At 72.3% G+C, this 15,749-nt stretch carries 13 protein-coding genes; 5 read left to right on the plus strand and 8 right to left on the minus strand.

Annotated features, from left to right (window positions below; translation table 11 throughout):
- The first annotated feature begins 32 nt into the window (after positions 1 to 32).
- A complete protein-coding gene (locus ACFSC0_RS10420; protein ID WP_377283001.1) occupies positions 33 to 1,538 on the plus strand; it encodes an MFS transporter in 1,506 nt (501 codons plus the stop codon).
- Here the strand turns inward: ACFSC0_RS10420 and ACFSC0_RS10425 are convergent.
- Both ACFSC0_RS10425 and ACFSC0_RS10430 read right to left on the minus strand, forming a co-directional pair.
- Positions 1,535 to 2,593, minus strand: coding sequence for an SO2930 family diheme c-type cytochrome (locus tag ACFSC0_RS10425; RefSeq protein ID WP_377283000.1), 1,059 nt, complete (start codon positions 2,591 to 2,593; stop codon positions 1,535 to 1,537). The two genes, ACFSC0_RS10420 and ACFSC0_RS10425, sit on opposite strands and share 4 nt — an antisense overlap.
- Complete coding sequence (locus ACFSC0_RS10430; protein ID WP_377282999.1) at positions 2,590 to 3,813, minus strand: parallel beta-helix domain-containing protein; 1,224 nt, start codon at positions 3,811 to 3,813, stop codon at positions 2,590 to 2,592. The genes ACFSC0_RS10425 and ACFSC0_RS10430 overlap by 4 nt, the downstream gene beginning before the upstream one ends.
- Positions 3,814 to 3,918: 105 nt before the next feature.
- On the opposite strand from ACFSC0_RS10430, the gene ACFSC0_RS10435 reads away from it, so the two are divergent.
- Positions 3,919 to 4,278, plus strand: a complete 360-nt coding sequence (locus ACFSC0_RS10435) for a GFA family protein (protein ID WP_377282998.1) — start codon at positions 3,919 to 3,921, stop codon at positions 4,276 to 4,278.
- 97 nt (positions 4,279 to 4,375) lie between these two features.
- Positions 4,376 to 7,711: a transcription-repair coupling factor gene (locus ACFSC0_RS10440; RefSeq protein ID WP_377282997.1), complete on the plus strand. Its 3,336-nt coding sequence runs from the start codon at positions 4,376 to 4,378 to the stop codon at positions 7,709 to 7,711.
- Between the two features lie 110 nt (positions 7,712 to 7,821).
- Here the strand turns inward: ACFSC0_RS10440 and ACFSC0_RS10445 are convergent, their stop codons facing one another.
- On the minus strand, positions 7,822 to 9,687 hold the full coding sequence (locus ACFSC0_RS10445; protein ID WP_377282996.1) for a transglycosylase domain-containing protein: 1,866 nt from the start codon (positions 9,685 to 9,687) through the stop codon (positions 7,822 to 7,824).
- Between the two features lie 179 nt (positions 9,688 to 9,866).
- Between ACFSC0_RS10445 and ACFSC0_RS10450 the strand changes: the two genes are divergently transcribed.
- A complete protein-coding gene (locus tag ACFSC0_RS10450; protein WP_377282995.1) occupies positions 9,867 to 10,622 on the plus strand; it encodes a TSUP family transporter in 756 nt (251 codons plus the stop codon).
- Entirely contained in the window at positions 10,619 to 11,377 is a 759-nt protein-coding gene (locus tag ACFSC0_RS10455) for a TSUP family transporter (RefSeq protein ID WP_377282994.1), read from the plus strand. The genes ACFSC0_RS10450 and ACFSC0_RS10455 overlap by 4 nt, the downstream gene beginning before the upstream one ends.
- Positions 11,378 to 11,527: 150 nt before the next feature.
- Here ACFSC0_RS10455 and ACFSC0_RS10460 read toward each other — a convergent pair whose 3' ends face one another.
- The 5 genes from ACFSC0_RS10460 to ACFSC0_RS10480 all read right to left on the minus strand — a co-directional run bounded on the left by ACFSC0_RS10460 (position 11,528) and on the right by ACFSC0_RS10480 (position 15,746).
- Positions 11,528 to 12,016 carry a RidA family protein gene (locus tag ACFSC0_RS10460; RefSeq protein ID WP_377282993.1) on the minus strand — a complete coding sequence of 163 codons (489 nt, stop codon included), beginning with the start codon at positions 12,014 to 12,016 and terminating at the stop codon, positions 11,528 to 11,530.
- An 18-nt stretch (positions 12,017 to 12,034) separates the two neighbouring features.
- The gene (locus ACFSC0_RS10465; RefSeq protein ID WP_377282992.1) at positions 12,035 to 13,600 is read right to left on the minus strand and encodes a flavin monoamine oxidase family protein; all 1,566 of its coding nucleotides are present in this window, start codon (positions 13,598 to 13,600) and stop codon (positions 12,035 to 12,037) included.
- Between the two features lie 127 nt (positions 13,601 to 13,727).
- On the minus strand, positions 13,728 to 14,627 hold the full coding sequence (locus ACFSC0_RS10470) for an SDR family oxidoreductase (RefSeq protein ID WP_377282991.1): 900 nt from the start codon (positions 14,625 to 14,627) through the stop codon (positions 13,728 to 13,730).
- Between the two features lie 44 nt (positions 14,628 to 14,671).
- The gene (locus ACFSC0_RS10475; RefSeq protein ID WP_377282990.1) at positions 14,672 to 15,142 is read right to left on the minus strand and encodes a DUF6265 family protein; all 471 of its coding nucleotides are present in this window, start codon (positions 15,140 to 15,142) and stop codon (positions 14,672 to 14,674) included.
- 163 nt (positions 15,143 to 15,305) lie between these two features.
- Positions 15,306 to 15,746, minus strand: coding sequence for a nucleoside deaminase (locus ACFSC0_RS10480; RefSeq protein ID WP_377282989.1), 441 nt, complete (start codon positions 15,744 to 15,746; stop codon positions 15,306 to 15,308).
- Positions 15,747 to 15,749: the final 3 nt, after the last annotated feature.

Raw genomic sequence — 15,749 nt, forward strand, 5'->3', positions numbered from 1 at the left:
CCAAGACGGGGAAGCGCAAGGAGCCGAGGGTGGTGGAACAGACGGCGAGCGGGCCGGCGCCCGAGAAGCTGAGCCTGAAGGTCAAGTTCGTCTACGGGGTCGGCGCCATCGAGTATGGGGCCCGCATCTTCGTGATGGGGCTCCTGCTGTTCTTCTACAACCAGATCGTCGGCCTGCCGGCGGCGATGGTCAGCCTGGCGCTCTCGATCTCGCTGCTGATCGACGCCTTCTGGGACCCGATGATCGGCCACGTGTCGGACAACCTGCGCACCCGCCTGGGGCGCCGGCACCTGCTGATGTACCTGGCCATCGTCCCCTTCTTCGTCTGCTTCGTGCTGCTGTTCCGCCCGCCCGAAGGCCTGACCCACTGGCAGACCTTCGCCTGGCTGCTGACCTTCCTGCTGCTCACCCGCTTCTCGGTCAGCCTGTTCGAGGTGCCGGCGGCGGCGCTGGGTCCGGAGCTGGCGCCCGACTACCACGACCGGACGGTGATGATGGGCGTCCGCTACGCCCTCTTGATCGGCGGCGGGGCGGTGGCCACCAACCTCGGCTATTTCTACTTCTTCCGCCCGACGCCGGAGTTTCCGAGCGGCCAGCTCAATCCGGAGGCCTGGGGACCGCTCACCCTGGCGGTGGGGGTGATGATGTTGGCGGCGATGGTGATCTGCACGGTCGGCACCCACCACCGGATCGCCCGCCTGCACCAGCCGCCCGTCCGCCGCGCGAGCCTCAAGCGCACCCTCGGCGACGTCGCCGCGACGCTGAAGAACTGGAACGTCGGCGTGGTGGTCGTGGCCGCGATGATCTCGGGCATGGCGGCCGGCGTCTATTCGGGCCTGGGCCTCTACCTGGCCACCTACTTCTGGGGCCTGCCGGCCCAGCAGGTGGGCGTGCTGGAGATGGCCCGGCTGTTGGGCGCGGTGCTCGCCGCCTTCATCGCCCCGCCCCTGTCGCGCCGGTTCGGCAAGAAGCGGACGACCATGGGCCTGTTCTTCGCCGCCGTGGCCGCCAACTCGGCGCCCTACATCCTCGCGCTGGCCGGGCTCTTCCCAGGCAAGGGCGCGGCCGAGCTGCTGCCGCTGCTGATCGTCTTCCGCTTCTTCGGCGACACCCTGGCGGCCGGCGGCTACGTGGTGGTGACCTCGATGATCGCCGACGTCACCGACGACGCCCTGGCCAAGACCGGCCGCCGGTCGGAAGGCCTGCTGATGAGCGCCGACAGCTTCCTGCAGCAGGTCACCACGGCCATGTCGGCCATGCTGCCGGGGCTGATCCTGGCGGCGGTGAACTTCCCCGACCGCCCGGCGCCTGGCATGGTCACCGACGCCATGGCCCGCGAGCTGGTGATGATCTACCTGCCGGTCACCATCGCCATCTCGACCATGTCGATCGCCACCTGGGCCTTCTTCCGCATCGACCAGAAGACCCACGAGCAGAACCTGCGCACGGCGCGCGAAGCCATGGCCCGCGCCGAGGCCGCCTCGGAGTCCGGCGAGCCGCCCGCGGTGGGCGCGCCGGTGACCAGCGGCCGGATCTAGGACTTCGGCATCGCCGCGATCCAGGCGCGGACGAGGGCCAGGCCCTCCTCGTGGACCAGGCTGCGGCTGAGCTCCGGCATCATGACGCCGGGCTCGGTGGAGGCCATGCGGTGGACCAGGATCGAGGCCTCGGGGCGGCCGGGCGCGATGGCCACCTCCAGCCCGCCGGAGCCGCGGCCCGCCGCCACCGGCGCCTTTCCGACGCCGAGCGCATAGGGCCGCGTTTCCTCGAGATTGAGGTTGAGGCCGCTGTTGTCGGCGATGCCGGTCGGGCTGTGGCAGTGGCCGCAGTTGGCGTCGAGGTAGGCCCGCGCCCGCTGGTCCAGCGGCTCGGCTGTATCGTCCCACACTGGCGTCCGCGGCGCGCGCGCCGGCGCCGGCGCGCCCTCCAGCAGGCCGAGGCGGGCGAGGCGCTTCAGCTGGTTCTCGCGTCCGTCGGGATAGTCGAAGTCGGCGTTGAGGTTGCGCGCGCTGGGGCCGATGGGGACAAGCACCTCGTCGCGGGCGTGGCATTCCTTGCACTGGTTGACGTTGGGCACGGCGTAGTCGATCCGCCGGGCCGCGCCCTTTGCGTCGGTGAAGGCGACGTCGATGCGCGCCCCGGCCCGCTTCAGCACCGCCTCGGTCCCGGCCTCGTTCCAGACGTAGGCCAGGGCGGTCCAGCCGGACGCCTTGCGGATGAGGAGCCGCGTCTCCAGCCGGCGCACCGCCTCTTTGGGGCGGCGCAGGTCGGCGGGGTAGGCGAAGGTCTTGACGAGCGCAGAGCCGACCGGGAAGTCCAGCGGCCCCTCGGCCGTGTAGCGGACCTTGGTCCCCGGCGGCAGGTAGAGCCAGCGCTGCTTCTCGGCGTAGTCGCTGAACAGCGGCGTGGCCGGCGCGAACGGGATCAGCTCCGCCGCCGGCCGGCCCGCCGCATCGAACAGCCCGTAGGCCCCGATGGCCGGCGCCGGCGTCTCGGCCAGCAGCGCCTCCTGGGCCACGCGCGCCGGCGCGGCGGCCGTCCCGCCCGCCAGCACCGCGGCGGCGGCGGCGAGGCCGGCGAGCGCCCGCCTCACGATCCGAGCGCCGCCTGCGTCGTCGGCAGGGCGACGGCCTTCGGCTCCTCGATGGCGCCGTGGTCCAGGGTCGGCGTCACCTTCGGGTCGGCCTTCATCAGCGCGCCGGGTTCGGGCAGGCCCAGGCTCAGCACCGGCCCGTCGAGGGCCCGCACCCGCACCACCTGCGGCTCGCTCATGCCCTTGGGCGTGTAGTTCGTGACCCCGTCCCAGATCACCGGCGGCAAGGCCTCGCCGCCGATGGCCTTCAGCAGCACGTCGCCGCCGGGGAAGCCGGGGCTCCAGCCGTTGCGGCCGAGCTTGTTGTCCCGCACCACCACGTCCCGCGGCAGCGGGTTGTAGGTCGCATCGTCGTACGGCCGCGTGTAGCTCATCAGCAGCACCGCGGCCGAGCCGTTGCCGTCGATCTCGTTCTCGAACACGTGGACGTTGCGGTTGGCCATGATCATCACGCCGGTGCCGGTCGGCACCTGGGCGACGATGTTGCCCTTGGGCGCGAAGTTCTTGGTGTCGTTCTGGACGATGCGGTTGCGGAACACCCGCACCGAGTGGCCGCCCATCACCGGCAGGCCCGGCAGGTCGAACACCAGGATCCCGCCGGCGTTGCGGGTGGCGAGGTTGTCGTAGACGTCGGCGTTCATCGAGTTCTCGATCTCGATCCCGGCGACGTTGAACTCGGCCGTGGAATTGCGGACCACGATGTTCCTGGACTGGCCGACGTAGATGCCGGCGTCGGAGGCGCCGCGCACCGTCACCTTGTCGATCAGCACGTTGCTGGAGCTGACCGGATAGACCCCGTAGGCCCCGTTCGACTCCTTCGGGCCGCCGGTCCACTCGACCCGCAGGTTGACGAAGCTGATCTGGTCCGAGCCCTTGGCCTTGATCCCGTCGCCGCGGCTGTCCTCGATGGCGAAGTCGCGCAGGACGACCTTGTCGGAGGTCACCAGCAGCCCTTCGCCGGCGCCCTTCTGGCCCTTGAAGGAGAGGACGGTGGCCTCCGGCCCGGCGCCGCGCACCGTCACGTCGTCGATGTCGAGCGAGAGGCCGTCGACCAGTTCGAAGCGGCCCGCGCCGAGCTCGACCGTGTCGCCGGGCTTGGCGTCCAGCAGCGCCGTCTGCAGCCGCTCCTGCGAGTCCGGCCCCGGCGCCACCTTCAGCGTCCCGGCCGAGGCGCTGGTCGCCATGAGGCCGGCCACGAGGCCGATGAGAAGGCTCTTCATCCCTGTTCCCTCCGTCCCGGCCTCTGACGGGCCGATCCCTGACGGGAGGGTGGCGCGCTTCCGCAACGTCGCGCAACATGAACATCGGTAACGAAGGAGGCGGTGGTGATCGAAGGCGGCTGCCACTGCGGCGCGGTGCGGATCGAGGTCGAAGAGGCCCCGACCGCGGTCACGGACTGCAACTGCTCGATCTGCCGCCGGCTCGGCGGGCTGTGGTTCTACCCCCATCCTCGGCAGGTGCGCATCGAGGGGGAGGCGGCCACGGTCGCTTATGTCCAGGGCGACCGCACGCTCGCGCTGCATCATTGCCAGGCCTGCGGCTGCACCACCCACTGGCGCAGCCTCGAGGCCGGCGGCGGCGAGCGCATGGGCGTCAACGCCCGGATGTTCGACCCGCAGGTCGTCGCCGCCGCCCGCGTGCGGCGGCTCGACGGCGCCGACACCTGGGCCTACCTCGACGATTAGCGACTCCTCTCCCCTCGCGCTGCGCGTCGGAGGAGAGGAGTCTTGAGGAACCCCGACCGACCCTCGGTGTTGGCCCTTGCGAACGAGGGGCGGCCGCGTGACCAGAACATCATCCAAAGCGTCCAAGCCGGCGGATGCGGCCGAGCCGCCGCTCGTCCCTGCCGCCTTCGCCGCCCCGTCCCGCAGCGCCAGCCGGCAGCCGACGCCCAGCGCGGTGGCGTCGGCGCTCGTGGAGCCTGCCCGCCAGGCCGGCGCCTCGGGTCTCGTCTACATGGCCTCGAGCGAGCGGCGGGCCGAGGAGATCGGCCGGGCCCTGCGCCAGTTCGCGCCGGACGTGGAGGTGCTGGTCCTCTCGCCCTGGGACTGCCTGCCCTTCGACCGGGCCTCGCCCTCGCGTGAGGTGATGGGGCGCCGGTGCGCGGTGCTGCGATGTCTGGGGAAGGGCGCCGAGGGCCCGCGCGTGCTGGTCGCCCCCGCCGAGGCGCTGCTCCAGAAGGTTGCGCCGCCCAAGGCCCTCGAGGCCGGCTGGCTCCAGGTCCGCAAGGGCGAGCGCCTGACCCGCGAGGGCCTGGAGGCGTTCGCCCACGCCGCCGGCTATCTCACCGACGACCGGATCGACGAGCCCGGCGAGATCGCCCTGCTGGGCGAGGTGGTGGACATCTTTCCCGCCGCGGCCGAGGCGCCGCTGCGCCTGCGGCTCTCCGAGGACGGCGAGGTGCTGGACATCCGCGCCTACGACCCCCTGTCCCAGCGCACCGACGAGGAGCTGGAGGCGGCGACCATCGGCCCCGCCTCCGAGCTCGTCCTGGACGGCAAGCACGGCCAGGCCGTGGACCGGGTCGCCGGGATCGAGCACCGGCTGGCCGAGCACTACGCGAAGCTCGTGACCGTGCTCAGCCTGACGCCCAAGGCGCGGCTCGCCGCCGATCCCTCGGCGCCGTCCCGGGTCGCGGGCTTTTGCGAACAGCTGGAGGATGCGCGCGAGGCGCGGCGCCTGTTCGGCGAGGAGGATCCGCCGGCCCCCGGCCTCTACCTCGACCGCAAGGCCTTGGAGGCCGAGATCGCCCGCCGCGAGCGGCTCGACCTCGACCTCGAGACCGTCGTCCCGATCCCCATCTTCGCCCTGGAGCGCAATCCGGGGCGGGCGTTCGCCGACTTCGTGCAGGGCCGGCTCGAGGCCGGCGAGCGCGTGCTGCTGACCGGGCTTCCCCACGAGCTGCGCGCCCTCGCCCGGGCCGTGAAGCGGGGGCTCGACCGGGCGCCCGACGGGACCACCGACTGGGCCGGGATCCTGGCGGCGGAGCCCGGCGCCCTGCTGATGGCGCCGTTCGACCTGGACGCCGGTTTCACGGATCCGGACGCGAAGCTGACGGTGATCGCCGCCCCCGACGTGATGGGCGGACGGGTGGCGAAACGGACCGCCGGCGCCGGCCTGCTGGCCGAGCCGGAGCTGCGGGTCGGCGACGTGGTGATCCACGAGGACCATGGCCTGGGCGTGCTGCGCGCCATCGAGCCGGTGGAGGTGGAGGGCGCGGTCCGCGACGCGGTCCGGATCGAGTACCACGGCGGCGCCATGCTGCTCGCGCCCGTCGAGGAGTTCGGCCGCATCTGGCGCTACGGGGCCGAGGAGAGCGCGGTCAGCCTCGACCGGTTGCACACCGACGCCTGGGCGAAGCGGCGCGTCGAGATCAGCGCCGAGATCGACCGCACCGCCGAGGAGCTGGTCGCCCTCGCCAGGGCCCGGGCCGAACAGACCGCGCCGAAGCTCGTCCCGCCGGCCGGCCCCTACGCCCGCGTGGCGGCCCGTTTTCCCTATCCCGAGACGCCCGACCAGGCCGCCGCCATCGAGGCGGTGCTGGAGGACCTGGCCGCCGGGCGGCCGATGAACCGGCTGGTGTGCGGCGACGTGGGGTTCGGCAAGACCGAGGTCGCCATCCGGGCGGCGGCCGCGGCGGCGCTCTGCGGCCGCCAGGTCGCCGTCGCCGCACCGACCACCGTGCTCGCCCGTCAGCACTTCGAGACCTTCCGCCGCCGCTTCGCCGGGCTGGGCGTGGAGGTCCGCCAGCTCTCCCGCCTGGTCGACACCGCCGAGGCGCGGGCGGTGAAGCAGGGGCTGGCGGACGGCTCGGTGCGCATCGTCATCGGCACCCACGCCCTCGTCTCCAAGGACGTCGCCTTCGCCGACCTGGGCCTGGTCATCATCGACGAGGAGCAGCGGTTCGGGGCCAAGCTCAAGGCCCAGCTGCGCGAGCTCGCGCCCGACCTGCACGTCCTGACCATGACCGCCACGCCCATCCCGCGCACCCTGCAGGCGGCCATGGTCGGGGTGGAGGACGTCAGCGTCATCGCCACCCCGCCGGCGAGGCGTCGGCCCATCCGCACCTTCCTCTCGCCGTTCGACCCCGCCACCGTGCGCACCGCCCTGCTGCGCGAGCGCCGCCGGCGCGGGCAGAGCTTCCTGGTCGTCCCGCGCATCGAGGACATCGCGCCGCTGCGCGCCCAGCTCGCCGAGATCGCGCCGGAGCTGACCGTCCGCGTGGCCCACGGCGAGCTGCCGGCCGAGGAGGTGGACGAGGTCATGGTCGGCTTCGCCGAGGGCGACGGCGACGTCCTCCTGGCCACCAACATCATCGAGAGCGGCCTCGACGTGCCGCGGGCCAACACCATGCTGGTGCACCGCGCCGACATGTTCGGCCTGGCCCAGCTGCACCAGCTGCGGGGCCGGGTCGGCCGCGGCCGGGCCCAGGGCGTGGCCTATCTGCTCACCGAGCCGGACGCCGAGCTGCCGGAGGCGACCCAGGCGCGGCTTTCCACCCTGGTGGCCTTCGACCGCCTGGGCTCGGGCCTGGCGATCAGCGCCCGCGACCTCGACATCCGCGGCGGTGGCGATCTCGTCGGCGAGGCCCAGACCGGGCACGTCAAGCTGATCGGCGCCGAGCTCTATCAGCGCCTGCTGGCCCGCGCCGTCCGCGTCGCCAAGGGCGAGGAGGCGGGCGACGACTGGACCCCGGAGCTGAACCTCGGGCTCTCCGGCGCGATCCCGGAGGCCTACGTCCCCGACCCCACCACCCGCCTCAATCTCTACGGGCGCGTGGCGCGCTTCGCCGAGGCCGCCGAGGTCGAGGCCTTCCGCGAGGAGATCGAAGACCGCTTCGGGCCGCCGCCGGACGAGGTCGTGACGCTGGTCGACCAGGCCGAGCTGCGCGTGCTCGCCCGCGCCGCCGGCGTCCTGCGCATCGACGCCGGCCCCAAGGCCGTCGCGCTTACCTTCCGCGACGAGAGCGCCGGCGAGGCCGCCGCCTCCGGCCCGGACCTTTCCTGGCGCGACGGCCGCCTCGTCCTCGCCCGCCCGACCGAGACGGCGGCCGAGCGTGTCGAGCTGACGCGAAAGCTGCTGCTGGACCTCACAAGGCCCAAGCGCCGGGCCGCGTGAGCCATCCCGTCATCCCGGCCGCAGCGAAGCGGAGAGCCGGGACCCAGAGGGCGGGCCGTAGCGCTGGGTCCCGGATCGGCCTGCGGCCGTCCGGGATGACGGTCGGGGTGTTACCCCCAACGCCCCAGCAGCCGACGCAGCCAGCCGGGCATGTCGTAATCTTCGACCTCCGGCGCGGGCGGGGCCGGGGGCGGGTCGACGCGGCGGGCGCCGTTGCCGACGAAGTCGCGCCAGATCTCGGCCGGGAGGCCGCCGCCGGTGACGCCCTTCATCGGCGACTGGTCGTCGTTGCCGACCCAGACGCCGACCACCAGGTCCTCGTTGAAGCCGACGAAGATGGCGTCGCGGTGGTCCTGGGTGGTGCCGGTCTTGCCGTAGACGGGGCCGGGCAGGCGGGCGGCGCGGCCGGTGCCGTGCTCCACGGCCTCGTAGAGCAGCTCCATCATCTGCTCGCGCACGCGGCCGGGGATCGGGCGGCCGCCGGGAACCTCGACTCCCTGCAGGCCGAAGGGGCGCACCGTCTCGCCGCCGGCGATGGCCGCGTAGGCGCCGGTGAGCTCCAGCAGCGTCATCTCCGAGGAGCCGAGGGCCAGGGTGGGATCGTCGGTCAGGGGGCTGGTGACGCCGAGGTCGCGGGCGGCGCGGATCACGTTGCGCCGGCCGGCCTGCTCCGACACCCGCACGGCCGCCAGGTTGCTCGACTTGGCGAAGGCCTCGGTCAGCGTCAGGTAGCCCCCGGCGCCCCCATCGTCGTTCTTGGGCGACCAGTCGCCGAGCGTCAGGGGCTCGTTGCTGACCACCATGTCGGGCCGGGCGCCGTCGCGCAGCGCGGCCAGGTAGACGAACAGCTTGAAGGCCGAGCCCGGCTGGCGGCGGGCCTGGACGGCGCGGTTGAACTGGCTGCCGCGATAGCTGCGCCCGCCGACCATGGCCACGACCGAGCCGTCCCGGCGCATGGCCACCAGCGCGGCCTGGCCCACGTTGCGCCGCTTGCCCTGCGCGGACAGGGCCCGGTTGATCACCCGCTCGGCGCGCGCCTGCAGCCGGGAGTCCAGGGTGGTGGTGACCCGCACCTCGCCGTAGGCCGAGGGGAAGGCGTCCTTCACCTGCGGCGAGACCCAGTCGGCGAAGTAGCCGCCCACGGGCAGGTTGGCGCGGTTGAGCTTCACCTTCGCCTTGCAGCAGCCCTCGGCCTGGTCGGGCGTGATCATCTCCGTCTCGACCATGGCGTTCACGACCAGCCGGGCCCGCGCGCCGGCGCCCTTGGGATTGTCCGCAGGGTTGAGCCTGGAGGGCGCCTTGACAGTCGCCGCCAGCAGGGCGGCCTCGGCCAGCGTGAGGGACTCCGGCGGCTTGTCGAAATAGTGCCGGGCGGCGGCCCTGAGGCCATAGACCCCGTCGCCGAAGTAGACGCCCGAGAGGTAGCGCTCGAGGATCTCGTTCTTGGATAGGCGCAGCTCGAGCCAGAGGGCGATGAAGGCCTCCTGGACCTTGCGCTTGAAGCTGCGGTCGGCGGTCAGGAAGGTGGTCTTGGCCAGCTGCTGGGTGATGGTGCTGCCGCCCTGGCGCACGCCGCCGGCCCGCATGTTCTCGCGCGCCGCCCGGGCGACGCCGCGCAGGTCGATGCCCCAGTGGCGGTAGAAGCGCCGGTCCTCGATGGCGATGAAGGCGTTCGGCACGTGCGCCGGCAGCGCTTCGACGTCCACCGGCGCCTCCTTGTAGGCGCCGCGCCGGGCGAACGGCTTGCCGTCGGCGCTGACCAGGATCACCGCCGGGCTCGGCAGCGGCTCCAGCGCCCGCTCCAGCGGCAGGCTCCACGACAGCCACAGGAAGCCGGCGCCGAGCAGCGCCGCCAGGCCCAGCAGGATCCAGGCCCACCGGCGTCGGCGCCGCGGCGGCTCGGCGGGCGGCTCGGCGACCCCGGCCTGCGGCGGGTCCTCGAGCTCCCAGGTGCGTCTGAGCGGCAGCTGATTCATCGTGGCTCGGACGGTGGGGATGCGCGCGGCTTCTGGGAATAACCATGCGACCATCGGCGCAGCTTCCCGGCATTAATTTTCCGCAATGGTGGCGGGCGCCGTTCGCCAGCGTCGCAGGCTTGGCTGTTGGACGTTTCGGCGGCGCGCTCTAGGACGGGGCCGTCGAGAAGGAGCCGCCATTGGGCGCAGCCGCCGCCGCCTTCGTGCTCGTCGCCGCCTTCGCAACGGCGCTGCTGTCGGGCGTGTTCGGCATGGCCGGCGGGCTGGTGCTGATGGGGGCGCTGGCGCTGGTGCTGCCGGTCTCGGCGGCCTTCGTCACCCACGGCCTGCTGCAGATGGTGGCCAACGGCTGGCGGGCGGTGCTGCACCGCAAGCACGTGCGCTGGGACATCGTCGGCTGGTACGCCCTGGCCTCGTTGGTCGCCGGCGCGGCGGCCGCAGCCATCGCGCTCGCCCCCTCCAAGCCGCTGCTCTTCCTGCTGCTGGGCCTGGTGCCGGGCCTTGTCTGGCTGCCGGAGCGGCTGCTGCGGCTCGACGCGGCCAAGCCGGCCCACGCCCTGGCCTCGGGCCTGGTGGTGACCGGCCTCAACCTCACCGCCGGCGTGGCCGGGCCGCTGCTGGACGTCTTCTTCGTGCGCACCACCCTGACCCGGCACGCCATCGTGGCCACCAAGGCGGCGACCCAGGTGTTCAGCCACCTGGCCAAGATCCTTGTCTACGGCGCGCCGCTGATCGCCAGCCCCGCCAACGACATGCCGCCCGTCTGGCTCTTCGCCCTGGCCGTGCCGCTGTCGATGGCCGGCACGGCGGTGGGCGGGCGGATCCTGGACGCCATGAGCGACGTCAACTTCAAGCGCTGGACGCGCTGGATCGTGACCGGCGTCGGCCTGCTCTACCTCGTCCAGGCCGCCCAGCTCTTCATGGCCGCCCGGTGAGCCCCGCCACGATCGCCATCGTGCTGGCGGCGGTGGTGGGCACGGCCGCCATCTCCGGCCTGTTCGGCATGGCCGGCGGCTCGCTTCTGATGGGCGTGCTGATGCTGACCGTGCCGGTGGCCAGCGCCATGGTGCTGCACGGCGCGGCGCAGCTGGCGTCGAACGGCGCCCGGGCCGCGCTCCACTTCCGCCACATCCGCTGGCCGGTGGTGACCGTGTTCGGGGCCGGCGCGGTGCTGGCCATGGCGCTGATGAGCTTCGTCAGCTTCGCGCCTTCCAAGGCGCTGGTCTTCCTGGCCATGGGCCTGCTGCCGATCCTGGTGTGGATCCCCCAGCGCTGGTCCCCGTTCGACGCCGCCAGGCCGGCGCACGCCTTCGTCGCCGGCATGTCGACCACGGCCCTGGCGCTGACCTCGGGCGTGTCCGGCCCGCTCACCGAGCTCTTCCTGGTGCGCAGCGCCATGCCGGCCCGGCAGGTGATCGCGACCAAGGCGGCGCTGCAGGTCTTCGGCCACGTGGCCAAGATCCTGTTCTACGGCGCGGCGCTGCTGGCAGGGGCGGGGGAGGGGGCCGCGCCGCCGTGGCTGCTGGCCGCCGTCGCCCTGGCCGCCCTGGCCGGCGCGGCGATCGGCGGGCGCCTGCTGGACCACGTCAGCGAGGAGAACTTCCGGCGCTGGCGGCGGTGGATCTTCACCGTGATCGGCGGGACCTTCCTCGCCCAGGCCGTGCAGCTCTACCTGGCCGGCGGCGGCTAAAAAAAAGGCCGCGGCGAACCGCGGCCTAAGTCATTAGGGAGGAAACGCCCCGAAGGGCACGGCTCAAATAAGCCCACGCGCCCCGGAAGCAAGCCTCCACAGCAAAAAATTTTACGTCGCAAATGAGCGTTGTTCAGATGTCACACCATGTCACTTGGCCGGCGGCTTGGCCGCCTGCACCTCGATCTCGGCGAGCATGCCGGGCGCAGCGAGGGCGGCGACCTGCACGGTGATGCGCGCGGGCTTGTTCGGCTGCTCCGGCGTCCCGAAGAACTGGTTGTAGGCTTCCATCATCCCGGCGAAGTCCATCTTCCCATCCTTGGCCGGATCGCCGACCAGGGAGACCCGCATCATCACGACGTCGCCGAAGCCGTAGCCCTGGGCCTGCAGGATCGCCTCGATGCGCTTCAGCACGCCGAGGGTCTGGGTCTTGGTGTCGCCGAATCCCGGCGCGCCCGGCGCCCCCGCGGGCAGCAGCGGCGGCGTGATGCCGGAGACGTAGAGCATCTCCGAACCGGGCGGCACCTTCACGGCCTGGGCGATCGGCGAGTTCGGCGGGCCGATGTGCTGGTTCTGGGCGTGGGCGGCGCCGGCCGCGGCGAGCGCCAGCGTCAGGGCGGTCGAGAGGATGATGCGCATGGTCTGTCCTTCTGTTGATCAGGCGGCGGCGCGCTGCCGGACCCGGTCGGCGATCAGGCCGACCACGCGGTGGGCGGACAGCACCGCCCCCTCCTGCCAGGCCGGAAATTGTGTGAGGTTGTCGCCGGCGAAGTAGACCCGGCCCTGCGGCGCGTTGAGCAGCCGGTGCGCCGGCGCCTCGATGTGCCCCTCGGGCGCGCCCCACCAGGCGTAGCCTCCGAGGCTGAAGGGAATCTTGCTCCAGTTGATCACCGCCGGGTTCGACAGCGCGGTCTCGTGGCCGGGATGCAGGCGGGCGACCACGCCTTTGGCGATCTCGATCTGTTCGGCGATCGGGCGCTGCGCGAACCGCGTGGCGGGCGGGCCCGCCGCGTAACAGGCCAGCAGCAGGCCCCTGGCGCTGTGCAGGTCGTTGGACGGGTACCAGACCAGGCTCGTCTCGCCGCCGACGAACGAGATGCCGCCGTAGATCTGCTGGCGCTCCCAGAACCTGGGCGCCTCGAAGCCGATCTTGTTGGTGCTGACGGCGATCGGCGTCGCCAGGGCCTTGCGGACCGCCGGGTCGAAGTCGGAGTCGATCTTGGCCAGGATGTTGAGCGGCAAGGTCGCGATGGCGAAGTCGGCGCGGACCGCCTTCTCCGCCCCGCTCGCCCGCTCGCGGTAGACGACGGTGACGTCGTTCGGGCTCTGGCGGATCTTCACCACCTCGGCGCCGCGGACGATGGGGCTCCTGATCGCCCGTTCGAAGGCGGCCGGGATCCGGTCCATGCCGCCGACCGGCTGGAACATGGTGGCCTGCATGTCGAAGGCTTCTTCAAACAGCGTCGCCGAGAGCTGGTCGTTGGCCAGCAGCTCCTTCAGCGGGACCGGCGGGCGGGCCTGCGCCAGCTGGTCCGCCGCTCCGCCATGCCGGAGCAGGCCGGAGCGTTCGGTGCCCTTGAACGCGTGCTGGGCGTCGAGGTCGCCGTAGCTGCGGAGGAAGGGCAGCAGCTTCTCCTTCTCCTCGGCGCTGAGATCCTGGTCCAGCGCGCCGCGCTTCAGGGCCTTGGCCAGCAGCTCGGAGATCCATCCGCGGGTGTCGTTCACGGCCTGGCGCATCTGGATGGGCGCCCCGCCCTTCGAACTGGCGAGCAGCGCCGAGCGCGTGGTGTTGATCTCCACCTCCAGCGGCACGCCCAGCCGGCGGCAGTACTCCAGGAGGTGTTCGTGGTGGCTGGGGATGCGGGCCGGGCCGGCGTTCATGTAGACGCCGTCGGAGAAGGCGACGGTCTGGTCGGCCTCGCCGATCATCTCGATCTTCGAGCCGCCGCGCAGCGTCCAGTTCCGGCCGCCCAGGCGTTCGCGCGCCTCCAGCAGGGTGACGGCGAAGCCTGCGCGCTCCAGCTCGTAGGCGGCGGTCAGGCCGGATATCCCGCCGCCCAACACGACCACCCTCCTTCCCGTCCCCAGGGCCGCCGGCAGTTGCGGCATCGCCAGGGCCGGCGGCGCCGCCAGGAGGCCCATGGCCAGCATGGCGGAGTAGGTCGCGCCGTAGCCTCCGACCGCTCCAAGTCGATGCAGGAAACCGCGCCGGCTCAGCCCCATGGACCCCCTCCCAAGCGTCCGAACACCGGTACACCTTCAAGCGCTGCGGGACGGCTGACAAGCGGCCGAAACGAAAGCGCCCTCCCCGCGGTGCAGGGAGGGCGCTCCAGCAGAGTTCAGCTTGGGCCTAGGCCGGCTGCGGCTGGGCCGGCGCGACCGGCTGGACCGTGACGGTGCGGTCCTCGGTGGGGAAGAACACCTTGTCGGCGTTCTTGGCCACTTCCTCGGCGGTGTAGGGCCGGCCGGGGTCGAAGCCGGCGGTCTGCACCATCTTGATCTCCCGCACGCCGCGCGAGGAGACGCCGAGGATCTTGCCCGAATGGTCCTTGGCCAGGTCCGAGACCATGTAGAGCACGCCGGGGGCGACGTTCTCGGGCAGGGACATGGGATCGGGCTCGCGGTCCTTGCGGCCGGGCAGGTCCGACGTCATGCGGGTGTAGGCGCCGGGCGCCAGGCCCATGACCCGGATGTTGTACTTCCGCCCCTCGATCGACATCACCCGGACCATCCCGTAGATGCCGGCCTTGGCCGCGCCGTAGTTGGTCTGGCCGAAGTTGCCGTAGAGGCCCGAGGTGGACGAGGTGAACACCATCGTGCCGCCGCCGTTGTCCTTCATCCACTTCCAGACCGGCATGGCGCAGCAGTAGGTGCCCTTCAGGTGCACCTTGATCACCGCGTCCCAGTCCTGTTCGGACGTGTTGGCGAAGGTCTTGTCGCGCAGGATGCCGGCGTTGCAGACCAGGATGTCGACGCGGCCGAAGTTCTCCAGCGCCGCGTTGCAGATGTTCTCGCCGCCCTGGACGGTGGAGACGTCGTCGCCGTTGGCCACGGCCCGGCCGCCGGCCGCGATGATCTCGTCCACCACCTTCTGGGCCGCCGAACGGTCCGCCCCGGTGCCGTCACGGGCCCCGCCCAGGTCGTTCACGACGACCGCGGCGCCTTCCTTGGCGAAAAGCTTGGCGTAAGCCTCGCCCAGGCCGCCGCCGGCCCCCGTGACGATCGCAACCTTGCCATCGAGCAAACCCATCGCGTCCTCCTTATGGTTTTAAGCTAGGCCCCCATCATCTGGCGTCAGTTTTGAGGTGGCAAGGCTCCGTTTGGCGGCCCGACGCGCCGGAACCGCCAGTCCTCGCCCTTCGGTTCGCCGTTCACCCGGCCTTCGATGCGGGCGCACAGGTCGGCGCCGCAGGGCCGGTAGATGACCCGCTGCGGGAAGTCGTGGGCGAGGTTCTCGAACACCGCCCCCTCGCCGCCGCCGGGCCGGAGCACGAAGGCGGTCTTCTCCTGGCCCTCCGGATAGGCGGTGAAGGTGATGCCCGCCGGCTCGGCGGTGATGGTCATGAACTCGGTGACCGCCGGCCGGCCTTCCCGCACCGTCTGGCCGACCCCGGTCATCGCCCGCCCGTTCGAGGCCGTCCACGTCTCCCGCACGATCGCCCCGCCCGGCCTCTCGGCGATCCAGGTCCCGCTCATCCACTCGAACGCGGCGACGTCGGCGTCACTGGCGCACAGCGCGGCGGCGGCGATGGCGGCGATCAGCATATTTCCACTCCGTTCATCCCGGCGGAGGCCGGGACGCAGGATGGCGGGCGCAGACGTGTGCGCCATGTTGCGCAGCGCCGGTCCACCCACCTTAGCGTTCGGGATCTGGATCCCGGCCTTCGCCGGGACGAGCGGGTGAGGGGGAGCCGCGCGAGTGAGCTCATCACCGCGCCCGCCGCGCCCGGAAGAACCCCCGCAGCAGTTCGGCGCTCTCCGCCGCCAGGACGCCGCCGGCCACCTGCGGCCGCCAGTGGCAGGTGGGCTGGTCGAAGAAGCGGGGGCCGTGGAGGACGGCGCCGCCCTTGGGGTCCTCGGCGCCGAAGACGAGGCGGCCGATGCGGGCGTGGCTGATGGCGCCGGCGCACATCGCGCAGGGCTCGAGGGTGACGACCAGGGTCAGGCCGGTGAGGCGGTAGTTGCCCAGCCTGGCGGCGGCGGCGCGCAGGGCCAGGATTTCGGCGTGCGCGGTCGGGTCGGACAGGCCGATGGGCCCGTTGGCCGCCACGGCGATCGTCTCGCCGCTGGCCGGATCGACCACGACGGCGCCCACCGGGGTCTCGCCGCGCTCGGCGGCGGCTTGCGCCGCTTCGAGGGCGATGCGCATTGT

Origin of the sequence: Phenylobacterium terrae, from assembly GCF_042681205.1 — a bacterium.
GTDB classification, from domain to species: Bacteria; Pseudomonadota; Alphaproteobacteria; order Caulobacterales; family Caulobacteraceae; genus Phenylobacterium; species Phenylobacterium terrae.

Excerpts from the sequence above, each read along its gene's own strand:
- ACFSC0_RS10430 (WP_377282999.1), bottom strand. The coding sequence starts at position 3,813 with ATGAAGAGCCTTCTCATCGGCCTCGTGGCCGGCCTCATGGCGACCAGC.
- ACFSC0_RS10445 (WP_377282996.1), bottom strand. The coding sequence starts at position 9,687 with ATGAATCAGCTGCCGCTCAGACGCACCTGGGAGCTCGAGGACCCGCCG.
- ACFSC0_RS10460 (WP_377282993.1), bottom strand. The coding sequence starts at position 12,016 with ATGCGCATCATCCTCTCGACCGCCCTGACGCTGGCGCTCGCCGCGGCC.
- ACFSC0_RS10465 (WP_377282992.1), bottom strand. The coding sequence starts at position 13,600 with ATGGGGCTGAGCCGGCGCGGTTTCCTGCATCGACTTGGAGCGGTCGGA.
- ACFSC0_RS10470 (WP_377282991.1), bottom strand. The coding sequence starts at position 14,627 with ATGGGTTTGCTCGATGGCAAGGTTGCGATCGTCACGGGGGCCGGCGGC.
- ACFSC0_RS10475 (WP_377282990.1), bottom strand. The coding sequence starts at position 15,142 with ATGCTGATCGCCGCCATCGCCGCCGCCGCGCTGTGCGCCAGTGACGCC.
- ACFSC0_RS10480 (WP_377282989.1), bottom strand. The coding sequence starts at position 15,746 with ATGCGCATCGCCCTCGAAGCGGCGCAAGCCGCCGCCGAGCGCGGCGAG.